Origin of the sequence: Chitinophaga sp. HK235, from assembly GCF_018255755.1 — a bacterium.
GTDB lineage: Bacteria > Bacteroidota > Bacteroidia > Chitinophagales > Chitinophagaceae > Chitinophaga.
The window spans coordinates 2,912,175-2,936,018 of the sequence record NZ_CP073766.1 but is presented as its reverse complement, the minus strand read 5'-3'; the positions used below and the strand labels follow the sequence as shown (position 1 = coordinate 2,936,018).

At 46.6% G+C, this 23,844-nt stretch carries 24 protein-coding genes; 23 read left to right on the top strand and 1 reads right to left on the bottom strand.

What is annotated here, in order from left to right; all coding sequences use genetic code 11:
• The 19 genes from KD145_RS10040 (at position 1) to KD145_RS09950 (ending at position 17,157) form a co-directional block, all read left to right on the top strand.
• Positions 1–192, top strand: coding sequence for a hypothetical protein (locus tag KD145_RS10040; protein WP_212005759.1), 192 nt, complete (start codon positions 1–3; stop codon positions 190–192).
• On the top strand, positions 182–799 hold the full coding sequence (locus KD145_RS10035; protein ID WP_212005758.1) for a hypothetical protein: 618 nt from the start codon (positions 182–184) through the stop codon (positions 797–799). The genes KD145_RS10040 and KD145_RS10035 overlap by 11 nt, the downstream gene beginning before the upstream one ends.
• 130 nt (positions 800–929) lie before the next feature.
• The gene (locus KD145_RS10030) at positions 930–1,583 is read left to right on the top strand and encodes a hypothetical protein (protein WP_212005757.1); all 654 of its coding nucleotides are present in this window, start codon (positions 930–932) and stop codon (positions 1,581–1,583) included.
• Positions 1,583–2,791, top strand: a complete 1,209-nt coding sequence (locus tag KD145_RS10025) for a hypothetical protein (RefSeq protein WP_212005756.1) — start codon at positions 1,583–1,585, stop codon at positions 2,789–2,791. The genes KD145_RS10030 and KD145_RS10025 overlap by 1 nt, the downstream gene beginning before the upstream one ends.
• A 255-nt stretch (positions 2,792–3,046) precedes the next feature.
• Positions 3,047–5,038, top strand: coding sequence for a hypothetical protein (locus KD145_RS10020; RefSeq protein WP_212005755.1), 1,992 nt, complete (start codon positions 3,047–3,049; stop codon positions 5,036–5,038).
• Complete coding sequence (locus KD145_RS10015; RefSeq protein WP_212005754.1) at positions 5,038–5,595, top strand: hypothetical protein; 558 nt, start codon at positions 5,038–5,040, stop codon at positions 5,593–5,595. Before KD145_RS10020 ends, KD145_RS10015 begins: the two co-directional genes overlap by 1 nt.
• Position 5,596: 1 nt before the next feature.
• Positions 5,597–7,747, top strand: a complete 2,151-nt coding sequence (locus tag KD145_RS10010; RefSeq protein ID WP_212005753.1) for a hypothetical protein — start codon at positions 5,597–5,599, stop codon at positions 7,745–7,747.
• 4 nt (positions 7,748–7,751) lie between these two features.
• Positions 7,752–8,342, top strand: coding sequence for an XkdF-like putative serine protease domain-containing protein (locus KD145_RS10005; RefSeq protein ID WP_212005752.1), 591 nt, complete (start codon positions 7,752–7,754; stop codon positions 8,340–8,342).
• Between the two features lie 338 nt (positions 8,343–8,680).
• Complete coding sequence (locus KD145_RS10000) at positions 8,681–9,256, top strand: hypothetical protein (RefSeq protein WP_212005751.1); 576 nt, start codon at positions 8,681–8,683, stop codon at positions 9,254–9,256.
• Between the two features lie 35 nt (positions 9,257–9,291).
• The gene (locus KD145_RS09995; protein ID WP_212005750.1) at positions 9,292–10,248 is read left to right on the top strand and encodes a hypothetical protein; all 957 of its coding nucleotides are present in this window, start codon (positions 9,292–9,294) and stop codon (positions 10,246–10,248) included.
• A gap of 54 nt (positions 10,249–10,302) precedes the next feature.
• Positions 10,303–10,824, top strand: a complete 522-nt coding sequence (locus KD145_RS09990) for a hypothetical protein (protein ID WP_212005749.1) — start codon at positions 10,303–10,305, stop codon at positions 10,822–10,824.
• An 84-nt stretch (positions 10,825–10,908) separates the two neighbouring features.
• Positions 10,909–11,253, top strand: coding sequence for a hypothetical protein (locus KD145_RS09985; RefSeq protein ID WP_212005748.1), 345 nt, complete (start codon positions 10,909–10,911; stop codon positions 11,251–11,253).
• Positions 11,250–13,250 (top strand): hypothetical protein, encoded by a 2,001-nt coding sequence (locus KD145_RS09980; RefSeq protein ID WP_212005747.1) that lies wholly within the window; start codon positions 11,250–11,252, stop codon positions 13,248–13,250. The genes KD145_RS09985 and KD145_RS09980 overlap by 4 nt, the downstream gene beginning before the upstream one ends.
• Positions 13,247–13,828, top strand: coding sequence for a hypothetical protein (locus KD145_RS09975; RefSeq protein ID WP_212005746.1), 582 nt, complete (start codon positions 13,247–13,249; stop codon positions 13,826–13,828). Before KD145_RS09980 ends, KD145_RS09975 begins: the two co-directional genes overlap by 4 nt.
• Positions 13,829–13,888: 60 nt before the next feature.
• The gene (locus tag KD145_RS09970) at positions 13,889–14,323 is read left to right on the top strand and encodes a hypothetical protein (protein ID WP_212005745.1); all 435 of its coding nucleotides are present in this window, start codon (positions 13,889–13,891) and stop codon (positions 14,321–14,323) included.
• A complete protein-coding gene (locus KD145_RS09965; protein WP_212005744.1) occupies positions 14,302–15,657 on the top strand; it encodes a hypothetical protein in 1,356 nt (451 codons plus the stop codon). Before KD145_RS09970 ends, KD145_RS09965 begins: the two co-directional genes overlap by 22 nt.
• A 9-nt stretch (positions 15,658–15,666) precedes the next feature.
• Positions 15,667–15,861 carry a hypothetical protein gene (locus tag KD145_RS09960; protein WP_212005743.1) on the top strand — a complete coding sequence of 65 codons (195 nt, stop codon included), beginning with the start codon at positions 15,667–15,669 and terminating at the stop codon, positions 15,859–15,861.
• A 163-nt stretch (positions 15,862–16,024) separates the two neighbouring features.
• On the top strand, positions 16,025–16,717 hold the full coding sequence (locus tag KD145_RS09955; protein ID WP_212005742.1) for a hypothetical protein: 693 nt from the start codon (positions 16,025–16,027) through the stop codon (positions 16,715–16,717).
• A complete protein-coding gene (locus KD145_RS09950) occupies positions 16,708–17,157 on the top strand; it encodes a CHAP domain-containing protein (protein WP_212005741.1) in 450 nt (149 codons plus the stop codon). Before KD145_RS09955 ends, KD145_RS09950 begins: the two co-directional genes overlap by 10 nt.
• A 418-nt stretch (positions 17,158–17,575) precedes the next feature.
• Here KD145_RS09950 and KD145_RS09945 read toward each other — a convergent pair whose 3' ends face one another.
• Positions 17,576–17,983, bottom strand: a complete 408-nt coding sequence (locus KD145_RS09945) for a response regulator (protein WP_212005740.1) — start codon at positions 17,981–17,983, stop codon at positions 17,576–17,578.
• Positions 17,984–18,279: 296 nt separating this feature from the next.
• On the opposite strand from KD145_RS09945, the gene KD145_RS32565 reads away from it, so the two are divergent.
• From KD145_RS32565 to KD145_RS09925, 4 genes are all read left to right on the top strand, one after another.
• Positions 18,280–18,525: a helix-turn-helix transcriptional regulator gene (locus KD145_RS32565; RefSeq protein WP_212005739.1), complete on the top strand. Its 246-nt coding sequence runs from the start codon at positions 18,280–18,282 to the stop codon at positions 18,523–18,525.
• A gap of 656 nt (positions 18,526–19,181) precedes the next feature.
• On the top strand, positions 19,182–21,302 hold the full coding sequence (locus KD145_RS09935; protein ID WP_212005738.1) for an endonuclease MutS2: 2,121 nt from the start codon (positions 19,182–19,184) through the stop codon (positions 21,300–21,302).
• Positions 21,303–21,324: 22 nt separating this feature from the next.
• Positions 21,325–22,209, top strand: a complete 885-nt coding sequence (locus KD145_RS09930; protein WP_212005737.1) for a helix-turn-helix domain-containing protein — start codon at positions 21,325–21,327, stop codon at positions 22,207–22,209.
• A 344-nt stretch (positions 22,210–22,553) separates the two neighbouring features.
• Complete coding sequence (locus KD145_RS09925) at positions 22,554–23,735, top strand: efflux RND transporter periplasmic adaptor subunit (RefSeq protein ID WP_212005736.1); 1,182 nt, start codon at positions 22,554–22,556, stop codon at positions 23,733–23,735.
• The last annotated feature ends 109 nt before the right edge of the window (positions 23,736–23,844 follow it).

Genomic DNA, 23,844 nt, shown 5'->3' with positions numbered 1-23,844 from the left:
ATGGAAGCAAAGGAGTTCATTGCCCAATATGGGGAACCAGCAGACGAGAACGTTCGTTTTGTGAATGCAGGGAACATCGTATCAGCAGCCCTAATCGACTTGCTGAACGCGTTTGCGGCGCACAAGGCCGCTTCCCAGGCAGTGCCAAAGGGTAAAGTGAAAACAGGCAAAGGGGTTAGCTATGTGGGATAAGATTACAGTGCGCAAATACCAGGAACTGTACGGTATCATATCGGCTGACGACTTCGAGCATGAGATCGACCGCAGTATCCATCTGCTGTCCTGCCTGTTCGATAAGCCAGTAGAGCACTACGAAAGCATGCCGATGCCAGAGCTGAAACAGGAAACGAAACGGCTGGCATTCCTGGACACCAAGGATCTGCCAGTATCTGCTGCACCGCGATATTTTACTGTTAATGGCCGCCGGTACCAGCCGTTGTACGATTTCCGTAACCTGGTAGCGGGGCAGTTTATTGACGCCATCACCTGCGCCAAGGAACCGGGGGAGTTTATATCCAACCTGCACCGCATGCTGGCAGCAATATCCCGGCCAACGAAGCGCACGTGGCGTGGTCGGAAGGTGTTACCTTATGGAGCTACCCCGTTTGATCAGGTGGCCGAAGACATGTTGGATCTCCCTATCGTACAGGCTAATGCCGCTGCTGTTTTTTTTTGCAAGCTATGGAGCAGCTTCTTAACCGGTATGCCGGCTTATTTGGAACAGAAGGGGGAGATGATGCCGAAGGAGAGCCTGGACATGTGGACACAGGTTATGGAAGCCGCTGGGGATGGCTTATAAATGCCTGCAATGTTGCGGAGATGGAGCGGATTCCGCTGGCACAAGTTTATGACCTCAGCACAATAAATTTTCTTAACGACATGGCCTATCTTAAAGACAAGGCCAATTTTGAAAAAGAAGAGCAGCAAAAATGGCTACGGAAGCACAGCGGCAGCGCAACATTATAGATAGTGGCTTTCTCGATAATGTCGGGGCTGCCCGTACTACTCCGTTACAGCTTAATAATGTCGAGCAGATATTTGTTAAGTGGATGGGGCTCCTGGTTGAGGCATTACAGCGTAACCTGCACGCAGTAAACGGTGGGCGGGAGATAAACGCCGGTGGCAACCTGAGTGAAAGCATCCGGTTTGAATACCGGGTGTCTGGCCGGGATTATATCGGAGAGGTATATATGGCGGACTACGCGGACTATGTGGACAAAGGTGTCCAGGGCATAGGACCCAACAGCCGGAACACCACCAGCCCATATAAATTCAAAACGGCCTTCCCCAGTAAAGACATGCAGAACGCACTTATACTGTGGGTACGACAGAAGCATGTTCTTTCAGATGCCACTGCTCCACGCGGGTTGATGGGGCGTAATACACGCGGATATCTGCGTAATAAAGTCCGCCGGAACACCCTGGCCATTGCATTGGGTATTTCTATAAAAAGGCACGGTACCCGGGCGACCAACTTCAAACAGATTTCGGTGGATGAAATTATGGACGGCATGAAGCGGGAGCTGGCTGCCGCCATGGCGAAGGATATCCGCATAAACATTAACACAGATCTATTAAGATAATGGCAATAACGATACAGGCCAGCCCAGATAAATTCACGCCGGCTTTCAATCCGGTACATTTCCGGATCAGCTCAAATAATTACCTGCAGCCAGATTTTAAGTTTGTTGCTGATGTGTACAACGGCACCGGCCAGCTGCTGGCCACCCTTAAGTATCAGCCGCAGGTGATCGGGAGCCAGCCTATAGATATCGATATAAACAGGGTGCTGCATGAACTGGTGGCACCAAACTATTGCAGGGCAAACGACACTATGGGCGTTGACATTGTTACCACCGCCGCCGGCGCCCTGGCCGGATATAGTGTCCAGTTCGGAGAACAGTATGGCGGAGTTCTGCATGGTAATCTTAATTCTTTTTCTGGTTATGCCTTTAACGGTGCGCTGAACAACAAACGTTTTGCTTTCTACTCTCAGGCTGCCTACCTTAACAAGCAGTTCCTAACTGGGTTTAACCGGCAGGTGGCCCGGAAGCGGGATAGTATTATAATAACCATGCTGCAGTCCGACACGGCTGCAATACCCGCGTTCAGCCTCTCCATTTTCGATATAACAGGCACCATGTTGCATTCTGGCAGCATCCCTAACCCATACAATAGCACAACTATTACCAATAACCGGGCGCTGCATCTGCATGTCGGTTTTGACCACCTGTTTGCCTCTCTTTCGTTTCCGGTAGTAGCGTACAATAACGCTGCTTACTATACTATTACTGCGCCTAGTGGCAACACAATGCGGATAGATTTATACAGCCAGTGCGAACGGTTTCCAGGTGTGCGCCTGTATTTCCTTAACCAGTACGGCGGGTTTGATGCCTTTAACTTTATGCTGGCAGATAGGTGGGAGCAGACCAACGAAAAGAAAAGCTACCAGCGGCAGCCATCTGATAAACGCACAGGATACGATCCAGTAACACGCAGATTTGAGGCTACTACCCGAAACTACTACACGAAGTATACAGAGAAGCGGAAGCTGGTTTCAGATTACCTTACAGATCAGGAGGCTGAGCTGCTGGGCGGGTTGATGTATGCCCCATTGGTTTATATGGAGGTGCCAGCTGCAGAATATGGAGGTCCAAATGGGCCGATGGTGTTGGTCCCTGTGGATGTTAAGTTGCAGGACTATACCATAAAAAAGACCAGGGTTGATAAAATGTTTAACCTGGAATTGGATGTAGAGCTTACCACCACCAATTTTGCCCAGGGGCTATAAAAATTCCGGAACAGAATCGGCTTTTCTGATATATACAGGTGTATGATAAGGAGCACCGTAATTGTAGAGGATTCTGTTCTGGATCTGTTGGAAGATATCAGCACTGATTTTACATATACCATTGCTGATATCAGGGAGCCGGATAAACGGAAGACGGATTTTAGCAAAACGATAGAGATCCCGGGAACCGCCCGGAACAATGCCCTGTTTGCAAGTCTGTTCGACATCAACATCGAAAATGATTACAACCCCGCATTGCCCAATATCGGCTATAACTTTAATCCCAATAAAGCCGCGAAGGCTATTGTGTTGGTAGATGGGATAGAAGTCTTTCGTGGGGTCCTGCGTGTTATAAAGGCCAGAATAGATAAAGGTGTGGTTACATACGAAACAAGCGTACTGGGGCGCTTGTCGGATATTCTCTTCGCCCTTGGAGACAAGAAACTGTCAGATCTGGACTTCTCCAACCTTAACCACACCCTTACTGTAGACGAAATACAGGCCAGCTGGTACCGGCAACCGGGGGCCGGATATGTTTACCCGCTTATCGATTACGGTCTGTCCGTCGATGGAATCAACTACCCCATTACCGGCTTCCGGCCAGCGGTGTATGCCCTGGAATACATAAACCGGATGTTCGCCCAGGCAGGATTTACATATAACTGCGTATTCTTCGCACAACCATACTTCAAGAGCCTTATTATCCCAACAACAGAAAAGGTGGAATATACCCAAAACGCTGTGAAATCTCGGTTCTTGGAATGTTATAGTAAGGAAACATATGTAGTAAATCGCAGGGTTGGGCAGTGGCGTGAGGTTTGGAATCAATGGGGACCTCCAAAAAATAAAGATGATTATGGATTTATTACCATCTCAGTTGATGAGAACATCGGTTCACGCATAACCATAAACCGGCCCATAACCACCAGCTTCCAATTCCGGTGCACCTACCTGCTTAAAAAGGCTGGTGCCTACCTGAATATCCGTAAGAATGGAGATACGGTAATCGCAAATAAAGAGTTGAACGCTGTGCCCTATGATGGACGGCCCGCTGAGGATGTGTTTATAGAGATCCCCAAACAGAAGTGGAATCCCGGAGATATAATAACCATGAGTATGGATATATCACCTGGGAATGTCTGCACCTTCCATCCAGGCAGTTTTGTTGTGGCTCCATCTCCAACTGACGAAGACCCATATCCGATAGTGAAAGGAGCTGAGGTTGAAATGTGGAAGACAATAAGCACCAGTGTTACACAGAAGGACTTTTTTAAGTCCATAATCACCATGCACAACCTCTATGTGTTTACAGATCAGACAAATAATAAAAACCTTTTTATACTTCCGCAGTCTTGGTTTTACGATAATTATGCCGGTAATGCCGTTGACTGGACCAACAAAGTGGATTACAGCCAGGAGATTGAGATAACGCCCATGGGGCAATTAGGAAGCAAGGATTTTGTACTGTCGTATAAAAAAGACAGCGATTACTACAACGATGATAGATACTTCAAAAAGTATAATGAAGTATATGGGCAGAAGAGGTTTATTGCTGATAATGATTTTGAGAAGGATGAAACAAAAGTAGAGGTTGTATTTAGTCCTACGCCGTCTGTGCAGATCCCGGATATCAGCCAGCGCGTAATACCACATATATACAAGGTTAACAAGGACGGGATAAAACAGGTGGATGCTTTTAATATCCGGATACTGCAATGGGCTGGGCTAAAGCCAAGTATGCTAACCGCGTCCGGCAACAGCGGGTATGCAACTTGGAATATTTCGGATACCGATGGTGTGCTGATAAGGAGCTTTGTTTTTTATCCATACGCCGGTATGCAGGATGACCCCCAGAATGTAACACGCGATTTATGTTTTGGCCCTCCTGTTGAAATGTTCTATGCCGCACAGAATCCGTTCCCGGATGTGGGCATGTTCCGTTACTACTGGGAAGATTACCTAAAAGAGATAACCGACAAAGACAGTAAACTATGGAAAGGGTATCTGCTTTTAACCCCGGCAGATATCAGCCAGCTCGATTTTAAGAAACTGGTTAAAATTGACAATACCTATTTCCGGCTAAACAAAGTGTCCAGTTACAACCCGCTGGGGAATGAGCTTACACAGGTGGAGCTATTTAAAAGTTCCGTCCGTGTGGAGATTGAGCGCCCTGGATTTATAAAATGGAGTGATGACGGATACTTGCTGCACTCCGATCAATCACCCGCCAGAATACCATATGCATAATGGCAGATAAAAAGATAACCCAGTTAACCCAGGCAGTTGCCATTTCTGCGAATGATTTGGTAATGGTCTGCCAGAATCAGGCCACCGGGGAGCTTCTACAGTCCACAGCCGGTGCGCTACGCCAGTTTGTCCTCGGTGGGGCAAATGCTGGTGCGCGTATATACTTTACCGTTGGTGTGCCAGCTGCTAGTCTCGGCGTAGATGGAGACGTGTGTTTTGATAAACAGGGCCATGCCATATACCAAAAAGTTACCGGCACCTGGATGCTGCAGGATACCTACAGTAGTTCCGGTACAGGTGGTGTGGACCGTATCCGGTTTACTGCAGCCTATGGCAGTGGGGGCCTGGCGGCTGATGGTAAATCTTACACCAATGCATCTTTATCGAATGCCATACCTACGGCTGTTTGGGTGGAGGCGGATGCTCTTATCGGTGTCGGAGATTTCGGCACCACCCCGGCCTTCGACGAATGGGATTTTAATCCAATAGCCGGCAAAATAATATTTGGGAGTCCGGTACCAGCCGGCACTCGCATAACCATAATTTATTCCTTATAACATGCCCACAGAAAACGTAGAAGTACAGGTCCGGGTAACAGGAGATGGTAGCGCGGCTAACAGTGTCCGTAATATAAAGAAAGAGATCCGGGAAGCACAGGCCGAAGCCCTCCGGCTATCCAGGGAGTTCGGTGAGTTATCCCCACAGGCCCAGGCAGCGGTACGGCATGTAGCAGAACTGCGCGACGAAGTAGCAGATCTTAATGAGCGTGTCGCTCTCGCCGATCCTGGTGCAAAGTTCCAGGCATTTGGCAATGCTGTATCTGCAGTTACTGCTGGATTTGCAGCAGCGCAGGGTGCCATGGCCGTATTCGGATCAGAAAGCGAAGATCTGCAGAAGCAGTTGGTTAAGCTACAGGGGGCGCTGGCTCTATCGCAAAGCTTATCAGCGATGGCTGATAGCTGGAAAGACTTCCAGCGGCTGGGCGCTATTATAAAGACCAACGTCGTAGGTGCTTTCAGTACACTACGATCTGCTATAATCTCTACCGGCATCGGCGCCCTGGTAGTGGCTATCGGCCTGGTGATAGCCAACTTCGAAAAAATAGAAGCCTGGATTAAAAAACTATTCCCTGCCTTCGAAGGATTTGGTAAGCTGTTCGATAAGGTTAAGGCTTATGCCATGGGTGCACTAAACTATATAATAGAGGGCTTTAAGATTGTCGGCGATATATTGGGCGATATATTTACCGGAGACTTTAAAGGTGCAATAAAGACTGCAGGGGAAGCGGGCAAGCGCCTGGGAGATGCATACGCTAAGGGGTTCGCAGACGAAGTTCAGGATCAGATTGCCGAAGCCGCGCGGAAGGCCACAGAGATGCTGCTTAAAAAGCAGGAGAACGACCTTAAAGTGCTTCGTGCTTATGGCGCTACCCGGGAGAAAGAGGCAGAGGCACTGGAAATGGATATTGCCAAGAATAAGGTAAAGGTAATAGATGCCAGTAACAAAGAAGGGAGAGAGCAGCAGGCGGCGGCCATGGCAGATTTGGAAGCACTCCGGATACAGCAGGAACAGAAGGAAGGACAACGTCTTCTAAAAGTATTGCAGGATAGGCAGGCATTACAGTTACAAGCCGTCTCCGATTCTGGCAAAAGCACTATCGGGATACGTGAGCAGCAGCTGCGTGCACAACTGGCATTGGAAAAGAAGTATGGGCTGGATACCAAGGCTACGGAACAGGAGCTACTTCAGTCCCGGCTGTCTGACAGGAAAGGGGCTTTTGATAAGGAGCTGCAAACCATGCAAGCAGCTCAGGACCTGGAATTGCAGGCAGCTACTGTATCCGGGAAAAACCTTTTCCACGTACGTGATCAGCAGCTTAAAGCACAGTTGGCTCTATACCAGAAATATGGATACTCCACGATCGAGCTGGAAAAGCAAATTTCGGCTAATACATTGCAGGAACGGCAGAAGCTAAATGATTCACTTGGGAAGTATACAGATCAACTCATCGAAAAGAATAAGAATGGCCTGATACATACAGGTGAGTTCCAAACAAAGCTGAATGATGAGACAATAAAACGTAATGCTGAAGCGGCTGTAGCTCACGATGATATTGAAAGGCAGAAGCAGCAGGCAATTCAGAATACAACATATGTTTTACAACAATCTGCTGTCGCCGGAGAAGAACGAAGTGAAATCGAGCAAGCTGCAAGTACCGCATTAGCATTGAGTATGATCGCGGACGAGGTGTCAAAACAGGAATCGTTACAGGCGACAGGGACTGTCCTAAAAACGGCTACCGGAATCCTTGGGCAACAGACGGCCATAGGTAAGGGTGTAGCTATCGCAGATGCGACAATAAGTACTTATCAGGCGGCGCAATCTTCTTTTACAGCCCTTTCACCTATCCCGATCGTAGGTCCTGCATTGGGTGCGATCGCTGCTGCTGCAGCTGTGGTAGCGGGTATCGCAAGGGTAAAAAAAATAGTAAGCATTCAAGTACCTGGGGCGGGGAGTGGTGCCGGTGCAAATCTTGCTCCGATGCCATCCCCTCCTATGCCCACCATACAACCAAATGCAACTACGCTATTGCAGCAACAAATACAACAACAATCCGCTGCAGGGGCACAGCGTGTATACGTCCTGGAATCCGACATTACCGATAAACAGAAACGCGTGGCCAGCATAGAAGAAGCCGCAAAATTTTAACACCATGCAGAAATTACCAGTATATCAATTACTCATTTCCGATGACGAGGGCGATAATAACGAAGTGGATTTTATTTCTTTGGTTGATCGTCCAGCTATCCAGCGGGATTTCCTTGCCTTCTCCGCCCGGCAGGGATTTGCTGTTCAGGACAATGATCAGCATATTATCACTGGGCCGGCTATGGTGCCGGATGCACCTATCTACCGGAAGGATAAGAACGGAGAGTATTATGTAGTGTTTGCTGCAGATACGATTGCAAAGATCGCCTACCGGTTTTTTAAGAAAGGATACCAGGGTAATATCAACCTACAGCATCAATCTGGGACACTGGTAGATGACAGTGTTTTCTTTGAGAGCTGGCTTGTTGATCGGAGTAAGGGGAAGCTGCCTATGGCCGGATTCGAAGATATGCCAGATGGTACGTGGTTCGTTACGGCGAAGATAAATAATGCTGATACCTGGACTGCTATTAAGGCCGGCGAGTACCGGGGATTTTCTGTGGAAGGGCTCTTTGATTTTAAACCAGTTGCCGAAGTTTCTCTGGAAGAGACCCTATTGAAAGAGATACAGAAAATAATTTCGGAGATATATTAACCTTTTGCATTCTGTTCGTTTTCGTATATCCATCTTATTAGTGCATCCCAATACGATTTAGGAAGTTCTTCACCACGTTTGTTGGGATATGCAATCCATTCACCACCAGAATTTTTTACAATCTGCCCATAATGGTATCCATTTACGTTTAGGTGGTATGAGTTTCCTCCACTACCGTAAGGCTTTGACAGCTCTACGTTACGGCCTCGCTTGTCAATAAATTTAATACTGTTCATACTGAATTTTGCATCGCAAATCGTGCCATTATCTCTTTTTTTTCTTGCATGAAATGGGACAAAACGCCAGTTTTCTATATGTGCATGTAGAAACACGCACATATGACGCCTAAACAAGCGATAGATAAAGTAAAGCAGCTGTTAAAGCAGACTTTCGGCGAACAGTCTTTCGACTCTGCCACCCTTAAGGATGGTTCTAAAGTGGAATACTCCACGCTGGAACCCGGTGGCAACATCTTCGTAGTAGATGCGGATGGTAATCAACAGCCTGCTGCTGTGGGTAATTACGAACTGGAAGACGGGACTGTTATCGTTGTCACTGAGCCGGGTGTAATCGCCGAAGTAGTAGCCGCCTCCGAAGCGCCTGCTGAAGAGCAGGAGATGGAAGATGCACCATCTGCACCGGCAGATATTACTTCTCTTCAGGACGCTATTACCGCGCTGGATGCCCGCGTAACCGCGCTTGAAAAGAAAGCCGAGGATTTCCGTACACAAACTGCCAACACCATGTTCAGCATGCTGTCTGCCGTAGAGGCGATGGCTGCATGTGGAGATGGCGAAACTATCCAGAAGCCAAAGCAAACGCTGTTTGCAGATCAGAGCGATAAAAAGGCTAGTGCCCTTGCGAAGCTGAAAGCCGGCGCTGAAGCCTATAAGAAGTCCTTGCTGGCTAAGTAATCCAAAGTATTGTTAACCCCACATTTTGTTAACCTATGTCATTCGACGTAAGTGCCTTATCCAACTACACTAAGGAGAACGAGCAGTTGCTTGTTACTTCCAGCATCTTCAATGCGAAGACGCAGCAAAAAATCCAGAGTCAGGGTAACGTCATGACCGGCGTTAAAAGCTCTGAACAAATCAACCGCATCGACACTGATGCAGTATTCCAGGCTGGCGGGTCATGTGGCTTTAATGCACAGGGTACTACAGCCATCACACAGCGCCCTGTTACCGTGGGGAAAATAAAGGTGAACGAAGCCCTTTGCCCCAAAACACTGGAATCCAAATACACACAGAAAGCCCTGCAGATCGGTAGCCGGTATGAATCCATTCCGTTTGAGCAGGAGTATACCGACAAGAAAGCGGCCCGTATCGCTGCACAGATTGAAAAGGCCCTGTGGCAGGGAGATACAGGTAGCGCGAATGCTAACCTGAACAAGTTCGATGGCCTTATTAAACTTATTGACGCTGCCGCGGGTGTCGTGGCTGCCAATACAGCGCCTTACATCGGCACACCTATAGTTGTTGCAGACGGGATTACAAAAGCAAACGTGAGATCCATTGTAGATGCAATGTTTCTGGCCATACCTGAAAACCTGGTAGATAAGGAAGATATCGAAATCGTCTGCGGATGGGACACTTTCCGTTTGTATATTCTCGCACTCCGTGATGCCAATCTGTACGCCTACGACGCCGATAATACTGGTGGTGAAATCGAGATTCCTGGCACCAACATCAAACTGGTTGCCCTGGCTGGTCTGAACGGCACCAAACGCCTCTTTGCATTCCGTTGGTCCAATATCTTCCTCGGTGTAGACATGCTGAATGAGGAAGAAAAATGGGAAATCTTTTTTGCCAAAGAAGCTGATGAAGTGAGGTTTGTGGCTGAATGGAAGACTGGTATTAACACAGCCTTCCCGGATGAAGTGGTAAGCTTTAAACTAATCTGATAAAATAGGGCCTGCTATCCGGCCCATTTTCTTTCTCTTTAAATCTGTACAAAAATGCCTTGTGAGTTAACCCAAAATTTAACGCAGGACTGTAAGGATAGTATTGGTGGCGTATTGGAGGTAATGGCCTGCGAGTTCGACAACGTAAAAACTATAACCGAAGCAGCCGGTGTTGTTACAGCTATTACACTCGAAACAGCAAAGCAATTCCGCCGGTATCAGATGCCGAAGGACGCCAGCTTCTTTACAGATGCCCCCAATGCCAACGTGCAAAATGGTACCATATTCTACCAGCAGGAGCTTACCATCGTTTTTAACAAGATGCGCACCAACGTGCGCAATGAGCTGCTTCTGCTTGGACAGAACCGCCTTATTTTTATCGTAAAAGATAAGAACGGCACCTACTGGATGCTGGGGCAAAAAAATGCCATGGATATGACAGGAGGCGAAGGTGGCACTGGCACTGCATCCGGCGACAGGAACGGATATACGCGTGTGTTTACAGGGCAGGAGCCGCATATGGCTGTAGAAGTGCAGGCCAGTATTATCCCTACTTTGTTATCCCCGGCAGCATAATCCTACTATTATTATTTAAATGGCTTGATGATCACATCAGGCCATTTTTTTGGAACAGAATCGTGTTTTCTGATATATACAAGTGTGATCCTTTTAAATCGCGGTGAAATAAAATCTGTTGTTGTTACTGTTTCAGAAAAAGCAGTACTATCTCCAACTGTGTACAACATCCGTTTCCGGAATGACCTTACTAAGTTGGAGGTTACAATATCCCCTGCAGTGGATATCAGTCCGTCTCCCGACCGGTACAATCAGTTCGCCATTGATACTGCCATTTTTTCGGATATGGACAATGGGTTTCACTCCTACTGGGTTACAGATCAGGATGGCAACATTCTCGAAGTCGGCAAAATGAAGCTGGTAGGAGAAAAGCCGGTAATGACACAATATCAGGACACCCCAACAGAATATAAAACATACAGCGAATGAATGTGGTGAATATAGGCGATGGCCTTCTTAGCTTGGTCTTTGATGATGCAGCACAGCCTGCGTTCGTGGAGAAGAAAGGCAAGGAGTATATCCTGTACGGTGAAGATAACTGTTACCCTGATTACCTGTTATACCTCTACAACAACAGCGCGAAGCACTCAGCCATAATCAACGGGAAGCGTGACTATGTCTGCGGGAAGGGATGGGTTGTTGCTGATGAATCTATTCCGCCAGCAGAAGCGGTAAAGGCCTGCACCTTCATCAACCGAGTGAATAGCGATGGTGAAAGCCTCAATGATGTAAGCGAGAAGGTGGAGCTGGACCTGGAAATATTCAACGGCGCATATCTTCAGATTACATGGAACAAGGTAGGGCAGATTGCGGAGATATATCACCTGGATTATACAACTGGGAGAAGCAATAAGGACAATAGTAAGTTCTTTGTTTCAAACGAGTGGGTTAAGTACCAGCCTGATGGTAGTTATAAAGCCGCATCCAATCCTGATTTCACTCCATATCAGGCTTTCAATCCAAACAACAAGAACGGCACGCAGATACTGTACATAAAAAAGTACCATCCTGGTATTGATATCTACACACTGCCTACTTACCGCGGCTCCCTGACTTGGATATCAGTGGATGTTGAGATAGGTAATTACCATCTTAATAACGTGAAGAGTGGCTTCTTTGTGAATAAGCTAATCAACTTTAACAATGGTAAGCCTGGACCAGATGAACAGCAGAAGATTGAAAAGATGTTCGCCAACAAGTTCGGCGGCGTCCGTGGGCAAAAGTACATGCTGGCATTCAATGCCGATAGCACAAAGGCCGCTACCGTTCTGGATTTGAATGTATCCGAAAGCGACAAGCTATTTGACCAGCTTAATAAAACCACCCAGCAGGAAATATTCACCGGGCACCGTATCACATCGCCAATGCTGTTTGGTGTTAAGACGGAGGGGCAACTTGGTGGCCGGCAGGAGATGCGTGATGCCTACGAGATTTTTCAGAACACATATGTTAACAGCATGCAGCAGTGGCTGGAAAAGGTTTTTAACCGGCTGGCTCGCTTTGCCGGTGTTCAGGTACCTATCCGCATACAGCCTGCTGAACCTATCGGGTTTGAATTTTCAGAAGCGACACAGGCCCAGAATATGAGCAAAGACGAGATCCGTGAAAAAATGGGGATGGCGCCGGAGGTTAAGCAGGAGAACACGCAGTCACAAAACACCATCAATGCCATTAACAGCCTGTCCCCATTGGTTGCCAATAAAGTGCTGGAAAATCTTACGAGCGACGAGCTGCGCGCACTTATCGGCTTACAGCCTGCTGCGCCGGGCAGTATTCCTTCAACTGTTTCTCAATTCTCAGCTGAAGATGATGACCATGATGTTGCTGTTTTCTCTGAATATGGTGCAGACAGATCCCACTTCCGCATCGTGAAGTCAAAACAGGTGTTGTTTCAAGATGATCAGCAGGAACAAGAACATTTTGCAAGAGAAGTGGCAGACATTTCCAGTTTACAGGCAGATATACTCGACTTGTTGACGAAGGACCCGCTTGCCCCAATCGATGCTATCAGCAAAAAAATTGGTGTGGATATACCAGTCATTTCTGATGCCATTTCTACTATGGCAGATGATGGATTACTGACTGTTAAAGAAAAAACTGTTAGAGGGCAGCAAGTCACAGAGCGCAAGCCGGTCCGGGATGCCAAGAGTATCCTTAAAAAAGCCAATCCATCCACACGCTCCATACAGGTAATGTACAGTTACGAAGGCCCGCAGGATAGTAAAAACCGTCCTTTCTGCGCGAAGATGCTGGAACTGGATCGGTTATACTCCCGAAAGGATATCGAATCAATTTCGGAGCGCCTTGGCTACTCTGTATGGGCGCGCCGAGGGGGCTGGTATACCATCCCTGGTACTAATACACATCGCCCCTTCTGCCGGCATAGCTGGGTATCTAATGTGGTTGTAAAAGAAAGCAATACATGAGTAAGAACATACTATTTATAAGCGAGCAAAAGTTAAAAGATACCACCTTCCTGAGCGATAATGTAGACCCTAAACAGCTGCTGCCAACAGTAAAGGCTGTCCAGGATATGTATATTCTGCCGCTGTTGGGCACTGCTCTATACAACAAACTACAGGGCATGGTATCAGCGCCACCAGTACCAGATGGCCCATATAAACTGTTGCTGGATGAGTACATAACAGATGCTCTTGTATACTATGTCCTGGCGAATATGCCCATGGTATTGCAGTATAAGCTTTTGAATAAAGGTGTTATGCTCCGTAATGGAGAATATATGCAGACCAGCACCTTCCAGGAGGTGCAAAGCATGAAGGATGACTGTCTGGTAAAGGCTAAGTTTTACGCACAGAGGGCTATTGATTACCTGTGTGCACATCCCACTTTATATCCGGAATATATAAATCCCGGGAGCACTGTTGATACCGTGCATCCTGACAGGACACAGTACGATTGTGGTATTTACCTGGGTGGACATCTGGAAGATCACAGAACACTCGAAGAGAAATACCAGGGGAACAATTACCGTAAACCATATTGATAATGGCCTATAAGAAGAACGAAAAAAAACTGTTAGAATACCTGCAAAAGATAGAGAAGAATGACGCTAAACAACCTGATAGACCTGTTACAAAAGTATGCCGTAGGACACCAGCAGATAAATGATTTCGGGTATGGTAATATCTCCGGAATAGGTGCCAAGGGGCGCGACCAGGTATATCCGTTAATGTGGGTAGTATTGAACCCTTCCAGATACCAGGGAAAGGAAATGAACTACAGCCTGCAGATCGTTTTTGCTGACCTGATTTACGAAGATGGTAAAAACGAGCTGGAAGTGTGGTCTGATCAGCAATCTATTGCTTTAGATACTGTTTCATATCTGACAGATAATCCAGAATTCGAGTTTACGACTGATGGCACCGCCAACATTGATTACTTCACAGAACACGATGGCGATCTTACCGCCGGGGTTGTACTTTCTATAACTATAAAAGATCCAAATCCACTTAACAGATGCGTTATACCAAAAGACTAATTGCGTTTTTACTTTTAATTACACCTACTGCCTGGGCGCAGACAGAATGGCGTTTATCTCCTTACAACTGGGACTACCATGGCGTAAAGGCAGATAGCTTCTATATGCGCACATCAGCCGGCGTTTTATCTTCTGGTTACACTCCATTAGGGCGGAATAGTACAACAGGAAGAGTACAACCGTTCCTGCTTAATGTAGCTGCTGTTTCTGGGCTGGTAGATGTAAATGGGAAAATACCCTATACATTGCTGCCGGATACTGCATTTAACTGGGGGAAACCATATGTAGGGGTTGGTACGAGAACTTACACGAATACTTATTCTGGCTTATTCTTAGAGAAAAGCTCCGCCGGTTTATTGTCATATCGCGTGCTCTTTGAAGCAGGAGGTGGGTCCGCCGCTGACCGCTCTGCAATATGGGCAAGTAAAGTAGGTCCAGTTAATGCCGCGGACTTAAATATTAAGAGTGAAGGATCGGTGAAGATTATGCAGTCTGCTGGGGATACAAAAACACCTACCTTGTATTTTGCAAAAGAAGCGGATTCTACATATTCCGGATTGTTCTGGCGAAATACTGCCAACGATTTTAATATCGCTACCAATCGCACAGATGCCAACATAAACCTTAAAACAGGTGCAGGCATCACTACTGCAGGGACCACCGGCAAAGTTGTAGTAAGTAACCAATTACAGGTAGTAGGTGGTAATCCTGGAGATGGTAAAGTGTTCACATCAGATGGCGCTGGTGTCGGTAGCTGGCAGCCGAATCTGTGGACTGCCAGCGGTAGCGATATATATAGTAGCATTACAGGGAACGTGGGCATCGGGATAACCGCACCAACTGACAAGCTACACGTAGCAGGGAATGGTTACTTTACCGGACAGATCACAGTCACCGGCAACCTTAATAAAGTTTATCCTGGTAGTATGAATATTTATGCAGCACCTGGTGTAGGTGGTATAATGTCTTATGTTGGTACAGACAACCTGCTTAAAGGACAAATGCTCTGGGCGACAGATGGCAGTGTTGCAATTATTCCCACAAATGGCATTGCGAAGGTACAGGGTATATTCCGCGCAGACAACGGTTTTGGGGTTATGGAAGGTGGACCGGCCGCAAAAATGGGATTGGCTACAATAGCCGCCGATGTAAATAATGTAGTTGTAAATACAACAGCCGTAACTGCAAATAGCAGAATTTTCTTAACAGTGCAATCCGGTGCTGCAGGAATAACCGCTGGTGTTATCTCTCGTACAGCTGGTACTAGTTTTAAGATTGGTGTTAATACCGTTATGGGTTGCACTGTTGCATGGGAAATTAAAGATCCATATTAAACCGCCAACATGAAAACAAACCTCATCGCCTTTGTAAGCGGATACATACCAGCTTTTGTTACCGGCCTTACTATTCCTCCAGCATTAGTAGATGCAGTTGCTAAAATAATAGTTGCTGCCATCGTCGGTTTTGTTGGGGGCTACATGGGATTGGCGGGGAAAGCTTATTACGAACGTAAAAACAAAAAAGATGGCAGAAACTAAAATAGGCTTAAGCCAACTTGAAAGACCGGCGCCACTGTGGTATCGCCGGCTAAGTAATGCGATAATATTTATAGTTCCAGCAGTAGGGCAATTGGTTAGTACCTGGGGATTCCCAGATAGTACCCTTGCAAGAATATTATCCGTTTTAACATTTATTCCTGCTGTGTTGAAGGCTATTGGGATGGTACTCGGTAACGGGCAGGACTACACGAATAATGGAACAAAGGTAGCTGCTGTTTTAATGGTGGCAACCTTCCTCTCCAGCTGCGTTACAATCCCGAAGGCCAGACAGGTATTTATACAACATCCGGATAGCTTCGCAGTGCTCTCTGCGCGATACTTCCCATGTGTTCCGGATAGTGCTGGAAAGATCCCACAGTATAAGCCGGCAGGCAATCGGGATTATACCAGCGATATCCGACTTGCCAAAGAGGCCGGAGATAGTGTGGCGCGCCGGCTTGAACAGGCTAGGCAATATGCGGCAGACAGCATCGGCCGGCAGTGCACAGACCTGGTAACCAGATTGACACGGCAGGTGGTTGGGTTGCTTACTGCCGTAGATAGTCTGCAGCACGCCTATCAACCGTGTAAGCCGGATACTGTGCCGGCTCCATATCCGGTCCGGAGCTACGCGGAACTGGAATTAATTGCCCAACTACAGAAAAAGCTACAGGAACAGGAAGCCGCACACGTTAAGGAGCTTTCCGATAGAGACAAAAAGATCAGCCAGCAGCAGGTTACCATAGCAGAACAACAGACAGAAATAGTAAAGCACTGGGTTGTCCATGGTGTTATCTGCGTAGTGCTTGGGTTGGGCATATTCTTAAAAGTTAAAAAGTTAATACCATGGCTATAGGCTTAGAAGCAATGCAGATCGCACTTTCGCAGGAAGGGGTACGGGAGGCTACCGGTAAAAACGATGGCCCTGCTGTAGAAAAGTATCTTAAAAGTGTTGGCCTCCCTGCCGGTTACAGCTGGTGTATGGCCTTTGTCTACTGGTGTGTGCAACAGGCAGCAATAGCGCAGAAGGTGGCCAACCCTTTAAAGTGTACGGGAGGTGTCCTTTACCAGTGGAACGAACGTCCCGGGCTCCGTGTACAGACCCCGGCGGCAGGTGACATATTTATTATGGATTATGGGAAAGGAGCTGGACACACTGGCTTTGTTGTAGCTGTTCGCGGCGATGTGATCGACACTATAGAAGGTAACACGAATAGTGGCGGAAGCCGAGAAGGGGATGGTGTTTATAGGCGTACCAGGAAGATTGCAAGCATGAAAGGCTTTTTATGCATTTAACCACAACGCATATACGCTGCGTACTGATCACATAGATTTGTATTGGTCGGAATTTATTTTCAAATATCACATAACAATATATATATACCCACTATTCTTGGTGGGTTTTGTTTTTCAATATAATGCAAAAATCCGCTCTACCTGGAGCGGATTTTTTTGTAGGAGGATAGTACCTTTTCGCTACCATGCGCGTTTATAGTTTATAATTTCGTAATTAACCATAAACAACCAGGCCGCTCTTTCCAGGGCGGTTTTTTATTTCCCTATCTGCTCCGCGAGCCCAATAAACACCAATAGCATTATACCTACAATAGCAAATACAAATACAGCCATCCACAGGTTGTGTAATATATCGTTATCGTCTGGATTCATTGTTTAAAAATTTACCCCGGATGGAGATCCAGGGCGCTATGAAGGATTATGAATACCAGTTTTGCTTAACTGGATAGTCTTTAAAAAACGGCGATAATGCTGATACAATTATTTCTCCGTTTATTCCTACTTTAGAGATAAACCGGTCTGCTCCAGCGTCCAAGGCAGCCTGCTCTTCACCAAATCGGTTGGAAACCACTACGATTGGACTGGAATAGCCCTGGAGCCGAAGAGTAGCGATAAATTCCAGTCCACACATTTTGGGCATTACCAGATTGGTCAGGATTATATCCGGGCTGGCAGTCTCCCAAACGGCAAGGGCATACTTGGCATTTAAGAAAGGGTCGACAATAAAATCATGTGGGATAACTACTTGGGGGACTATCCAACTCAGAAAAAAGGGGTCGTCATCAACCCAAAGGAGTTTTTTGTACGGCTTTTGCTGCATGGTCATTTTGGGAAAAATTGTTTACAATACCGCGCAGAGCCATAAAAAAGATGCGCGGACCCTAACCTTTCCGCCTCCTGTCGCCACAACCGGTAGACGTACTACGAAAGAGCCCGCGCAATAACACGCGGGCCTCACCGTTGAGTCTGGTACCGGTATATTTGGCGACAGGACCAGTCAAAACAGCGATGCCTCTGCAAAAATCCTTTTGGGAGTGCAAAGATAAACGAATATAACAATTTCAAACTAGACTTAGCGAATTCACTAATTTTTAGTCGCCAGTAATACTTCAATTTCTGGCCATGAAATTTACGGAGGAACAGAAGGCGTTAGTACTCTTAGCCGTCGGGCAGAAAATAAAGTTTTATCGTGAGGCACGAGGATGGACCCAGGTGGATCTGGAGATTGCGACAGGAATTCCATCTACAACAATAAGTAGCTATGAGAATGGTCTCGTGGATTTTCAAATATCCAACCTGATCCTTATTGCCACCGCTTTGAATATAACTTTAGCACATTTATATCCTTGGACAGTGAGTTATATGTAGTAAATGCTAAGTAATTTAGCATTTGTATCCCTTCGCTGGAAGTCCATCCTGGGAGATTCTTTAAATCGAAATATAAGATGTAGCTGGGTAAATTGGAATAAATTATTCCTGTCATTCCCAACATAGTTCCAGACATGGACCTGCTAGCAAAGAGTAAGTAACACCGGGCTGCAGTATTAATATTAAGAAACCCATTAATTTATCTTTGCAGAGAATTGTTAAATTTTGTAGCTTTGTTCACTTTTTGAACTACAGAAATAAGTCATAAAAATAGTCATAATGCGTTTAGTGACCACTTCAAAAACAATGTGGTATTGAGATCTTTTAAAACGCGTTCAAAGTTTTTAACTTTAACATTCTTTTGTAGCCAGAAGGTACCCATCAGGGCCCTGAAAGCCCTCAAAAAAGCAGTCAGCAGCAACAATATAGAAAAACCGGGCAACCGGATACTATGGATAGTATAATGACAAAACCGATGAGAAAGAATTAATAACTTTTCCCAGCATCTTCTTCACCAGCAGCTACCAGTGCATAGCGTAGCAGCATACTTATGTATTATTTATTGGCTCCGGCGTAAGCCGATGGCCGTTTCTTTTTAACAGGCAGCTAACTTCTGTTGTTGTAAGTTTGTGCCGTTCAATTAAATATATAATCACTTGAAATATTTTCCTGAATCTGCGTTGATGCAGTTGGAATTCGATAAAGTACAGGCATTGCTCCAGTTACATTGTAAAACGGAGCTGGGCTATCAGAAAGCCGTGAACCTCCGCCTGCACACGCATATAGATTACGTAAAAGCCGCCCTGCAACAGGCTCATGAATTTAAACAGCTGATACTGATGCAGGAGCATTTTCCCAATGATCATGTACTGAACCTGCATACTGAACTGCGTATGCTGGAGATCGAGGGGGCCTATCTGACAGGGGAACAGGCGATGAACCTGCGCAGACTGGCGGAAAGCATGCATAGCATTTTCCGCTTTTTTGACCACGATCGCCGAATTCAGTACAGCGGCCTGGCTGAGGTGATCAATGACACCTATTACGAGAAAAAGGTCTCCGCCATTATTGACGAGGTACTGGACGAAACCGGACAGGTGCGTGACAATGCCTCCCCTGAACTGTCCCGTATCCGGACCGCCCTGTTCCGTAAGCGGACAGAACTGCGCCGCGTATTTGACCGCATTCTGCAGAAACTGCAGAAACTCAACTATCTGGCCGACCAGGAAGAAGCCTTCCTGAACGGCAGAAGGGTAGTGGCCATCTACGCCGAAAACAAACGGATGGTAAAAGGTATCATCCACGGTGAGTCTGACACCCGTAAAACCGCCTTCCTCGAACCCGAAGAAACGATCGAACTGAATAATGATATCCAGTCGCTCGAAAGGGAAGAAGGACGCGAAGTATACCGTATCCTGAAAGCGATGACTGCCTCCCTGAGCGCCTATAAAGTGTTGCTCAACGGCTATCACGAGATCCTGGGTACCTACGATTTTATCCGGGCCAAAGCCAAACTGGCGCTGGACATGGATGCCAACTACCCATCTGTGGTGCCACAGGCACAACTGCACCTGGTACAGGCATATCATCCGCTGTTATTAATATATAACCGTCAGAATAATAAGCCCACCATCCCGGTGAATATCAGCCTGGACAAAGACGCGCATATCCTCGTAATCAGCGGTCCTAACGCCGGTGGTAAAACGGTGACTCTCAAAACAGTAGGCCTGATACAGCTGATGCTGCAATCCGGACTGCTCGTGCCGGTACATCCGTCTTCCCAGCTGGGTATTTTCAAACAGCTGATGATCCATATCGGTGATACACAGTCACTGGAATTTGAACTGAGTACCTATAGCTCACACCTGAAGAACATGAAATATTTTATGGAGAATGCCAATGGCAGGACCCTGTTCTTCATCGACGAGCTGGGAAGTGGTTCTGATCCCAATCTGGGCGGTGCTTTTGCTGAGGTGATCATGGAAGAACTGGCCAAAAAACATTCCTTCGGTATTGTGACCACCCACTATCTTAACCTGAAGGTGATGGCCAACAAGGTAAAAGGAATCATCAACGGAGCTATGGGATTCAACGAAGAAACCCTGATGCCCATGTACAAACTGATGATCGGTAAACCTGGTAGTTCCTACACCTTCTCCATTGCTGAGCGTATCGGTCTTCATCCCGCGCTCATCGCCCGCGCCAAAAAGCTGGTGGATGAAGGGCACTTCCAGCTGGATAAGTTGCTCAACAAGGCAGAACAGGACCTGCAAAAAGTGGAGGCCAAAGAAAAAGATCTGCAAAAGCTGTTGAAGGAAAACGAAAAACTGAAACGCGAGTACGAAATACTGGCTGATAAAGAGAAAAAACACCAGCAGATCACTTTCATGAAACTGCAGAACCAGATCAAGGAAGCTGACCTGACCTATCTGAAAGACATGGAGCGCAAGCTGAAGCAGGTAGTGGTGGAATGGAAACGTGCCAACGACAGCAATGAAAAAGAAAAGGTGATGAAACAAGCAGAAATACTGCTGTTCCGCCGCCGCGAAAAACAGATCAATGAAAAGCACAATAAAAAGGTGCAGGATAAGTTTGAGGAGGTAGGCGGTCAATGTCAGGTGGGTGATCAGGTGAAAATACTGACCAATCGCCAGGTAGGTCGCCTGATAGAGATCCGTGACAAACGCGGCATTGTACAGCTGGGTAATATTCCGATCAACGTGAAGTTGAGCGACCTGGTGGTAGTACAGGAGAAGCCGACAGAATCGGTTGACTGATAACTTCATAAATGTTTAAATCATGGAAGTAACAAAAGCAGGACGCATAGCAGAGATACCATTATACCGCCTGGAAGATTGTATCGCAGGAATGCCTTTTTTCATTGGAGAAATGAAAGGGTATGAGATGGAATGCCGGGAGATGGGGTTACCGCACCGACATAATGGTTATAGTATTGATATACTGCTCAAAGGTGCTATCCGGCAGTCTATTGATTTTAAACAATATAAAGTGACTGCGCCCGCTATCATGCTGATGGAGCCAGACCAGGTCCATCAGCATGATATGGATGCGGACGTAGAGATGATTAATATTTTTTTTTCACCGGATTTCCTCGTGCCGGAGATGCAGGGTGTAGTGAGCTGCTGGCGTTGTGTATTTAACTCCGGCCTGATACCGTTGAATGAAGAGCAGCTGGAAGAACTGATGGGTTATGCCGGCCTGCTGCTCAAAGAATATCAGGGCGACAAACTACGGAAGGAAGCGGTGATCCGCAACGTGCTCAACGCCTTTGTGATTGCCTGTGGACGTATATCCGAACCTACCACTGTCTGGCTGAATGCGGAGAATTCCCAGTATAATATGACACGCCAGTTTAAGGTACTGGTAGATCAGCATTTCCTCGAGAAAACGCAGGTGTCAGATTATGCTGAAATGTTATTTGTGACACCCGGACATCTGAATGATACCGTGAAAAGTTTGTTGGGCAAAAATGCCAAATATGTGATTGATGAAAAGAGAACGATGGAAGCAAAGCGGCTACTGTACTGGGGAGAACACTCTGTTAAACAGATTGCCGCAAGGTTGAATTTTGAAGATGACGCTTATTTTAACCGCTTTTTTAAGAAACATACCGGACAAACACCGGCAGCGTTTCAAAAGTCAACCCGTGAAAAGTACAATTAAACCCGTAATAATTTAAACGTCCGTTAACATTATTATTTTAATTTTGCGTCGTTATCAATAAAATGATGTTGCCCGTACATCATTATAAAATTTGAAAACCATGGACTTATTAGCGGAAATTCCGTAATGCCCTTCTTTTAAGTTTTTTTTACAGTAGTAACATTTTGTTGCGTGCTTACGTATAACATGCTGTGGCGTTATGCGTGGCCCGAAGCCGCGACTTTTACTGCCTGTATTTTCACACCCGTACGCTGTTTACTAAAACTGCTGCTGTGAAGCAATGTGAGTTGTATTGCCTTCACACCAGGGATGTGATTTATTGTCGTATGATTTAAAAAACAAGTATGAAATCAAAGAGATCCGTTTTTGCAAATTTGCCGGCAGGCTTACTTTATAGTGTTATCATCCTTTCCGTTATGTCTGGTTGCGGTGCATCTTCAGCCAATCAGCATCAGGAAGGCCAACAAGCTGCCGCTCTGCCCGTGTTGAAGCTGGGAGCAGTGCCTGCCACCACTTTCCGTGAATATAGCGCCACCCTCGAAGGCCGTACCAATGTGGAAATACGTCCGCAGGTAGAAGGTGTACTAGATAAAATTTTTGTAGACGAAGGTGCTTACGTAAAAGCCGGCCAGCCGCTGTTTAAGATCAACGACCGCGTGTATACCGAGTTACAGAGCAATGCCGGCGCTTCCCTGCTGGCTGCGAAAGCTAACCTGGAAAAAGCACAGCTGGAAGTGGACAGACTTACACCGCTGGTAAAAAACAATGTAGTGAGTGATGTGCAGCTGAAAACAGCGCAGGCCGCCTATCAGGCTGCAAAAGCAGCTGTAGCGCAGGCACAGGCTCAACTGGGAAGTGCCGGTATCAATGTCGGCTATACGCTGATCTCCGCTCCGGTAAGCGGTTATATCGGCAGGATACCGTATAAAGTAGGCGCATTAGTAGGCAGGGCTGAACCTCAGCCACTGACTGTACTGTCTGATGTAAACCAGATGTACGCTTACTTCTCCATGAGCGAAACAGACTTCCTGAAATTTAAAAATGAAACAGCAGGTGGCAGCATCGCTGAAAAAGTAAAACAGCTGCCGGCAGTAGAACTGAAACTGGCAGACAACAGCATTTATACTGAGAAAGGAAAGATCGAAACCATGGAAGGTCAGTTTGACAAAACCATGGGTGCTATCAGCTTCCGGGCTACTTTCCCTAATACGACTGGTCTGCTGCGTACAGGCAATACCGGTAAGATCCGTATCCCTGAACAATTCTCCGATGCTGTGGTGGTTCCGACTGAAGCTACTTTCGAGCTGCAGGACAAAGTGATGGTGTTTGTAGTAGCTGACAGCAACAAAGTGGCAGGTGTTCCCATTACTATATCCGGTAAAAGTGGTAACTACTATTTTGTGGAGAAAGGCCTGAAGGCCGGCCAACGGATCGTTTACTCCGGTCTGGACCGTCTGCAGGACGGCGCTGTGATTGCTCCGCAACAGATGTCACTTGACAGCTTGCTGAAAGTAAGACCGCTCTAATGTTTCGTGATGCATCCGCAAAGCGGAGTGCCAGCCATTAATGGTGTTGCGCTTTGCGGATAATCCTCATTCCCTCATCCTTTTCCGGATGATGCTTAAATACTATTGA

What these genes read in the sequence shown, in the direction of transcription:
- KD145_RS10015 (WP_212005754.1), top strand. Translation starts at nt 5,038, where the DNA reads ATGGCAGATAAAAAGATAACCCAGTTAACCCAGGCAGTTGCCATTTCT.
- KD145_RS09970 (WP_212005745.1), top strand. Translation starts at nt 13,889, where the DNA reads ATGACGCTAAACAACCTGATAGACCTGTTACAAAAGTATGCCGTAGGA.
- KD145_RS09945 (WP_212005740.1), bottom strand. Translation starts at nt 17,983, where the DNA reads ATGACCATGCAGCAAAAGCCGTACAAAAAACTCCTTTGGGTTGATGAC.
- KD145_RS09960 (WP_212005743.1), top strand. Translation starts at nt 15,667, where the DNA reads ATGAAAACAAACCTCATCGCCTTTGTAAGCGGATACATACCAGCTTTT.
- KD145_RS10030 (WP_212005757.1), top strand. Translation starts at nt 930, where the DNA reads ATGGCTACGGAAGCACAGCGGCAGCGCAACATTATAGATAGTGGCTTT.
- KD145_RS10010 (WP_212005753.1), top strand. Translation starts at nt 5,597, where the DNA reads ATGCCCACAGAAAACGTAGAAGTACAGGTCCGGGTAACAGGAGATGGT.
- KD145_RS10025 (WP_212005756.1), top strand. Translation starts at nt 1,583, where the DNA reads ATGGCAATAACGATACAGGCCAGCCCAGATAAATTCACGCCGGCTTTC.
- KD145_RS10035 (WP_212005758.1), top strand. Translation starts at nt 182, where the DNA reads ATGTGGGATAAGATTACAGTGCGCAAATACCAGGAACTGTACGGTATC.
- KD145_RS09990 (WP_212005749.1), top strand. Translation starts at nt 10,303, where the DNA reads ATGCCTTGTGAGTTAACCCAAAATTTAACGCAGGACTGTAAGGATAGT.
- KD145_RS09980 (WP_212005747.1), top strand. Translation starts at nt 11,250, where the DNA reads ATGAATGTGGTGAATATAGGCGATGGCCTTCTTAGCTTGGTCTTTGAT.
- KD145_RS09930 (WP_212005737.1), top strand. Translation starts at nt 21,325, where the DNA reads ATGGAAGTAACAAAAGCAGGACGCATAGCAGAGATACCATTATACCGC.
- KD145_RS10040 (WP_212005759.1), top strand. Translation starts at nt 1, where the DNA reads ATGGAAGCAAAGGAGTTCATTGCCCAATATGGGGAACCAGCAGACGAG.
- KD145_RS09925 (WP_212005736.1), top strand. Translation starts at nt 22,554, where the DNA reads ATGAAATCAAAGAGATCCGTTTTTGCAAATTTGCCGGCAGGCTTACTT.
- KD145_RS10005 (WP_212005752.1), top strand. Translation starts at nt 7,752, where the DNA reads ATGCAGAAATTACCAGTATATCAATTACTCATTTCCGATGACGAGGGC.
- KD145_RS32565 (WP_212005739.1), top strand. Translation starts at nt 18,280, where the DNA reads ATGAAATTTACGGAGGAACAGAAGGCGTTAGTACTCTTAGCCGTCGGG.
- KD145_RS09965 (WP_212005744.1), top strand. Translation starts at nt 14,302, where the DNA reads ATGCGTTATACCAAAAGACTAATTGCGTTTTTACTTTTAATTACACCT.
- KD145_RS09950 (WP_212005741.1), top strand. Translation starts at nt 16,708, where the DNA reads ATGGCTATAGGCTTAGAAGCAATGCAGATCGCACTTTCGCAGGAAGGG.
- KD145_RS09975 (WP_212005746.1), top strand. Translation starts at nt 13,247, where the DNA reads ATGAGTAAGAACATACTATTTATAAGCGAGCAAAAGTTAAAAGATACC.
- KD145_RS09995 (WP_212005750.1), top strand. Translation starts at nt 9,292, where the DNA reads ATGTCATTCGACGTAAGTGCCTTATCCAACTACACTAAGGAGAACGAG.
- KD145_RS10000 (WP_212005751.1), top strand. Translation starts at nt 8,681, where the DNA reads ATGACGCCTAAACAAGCGATAGATAAAGTAAAGCAGCTGTTAAAGCAG.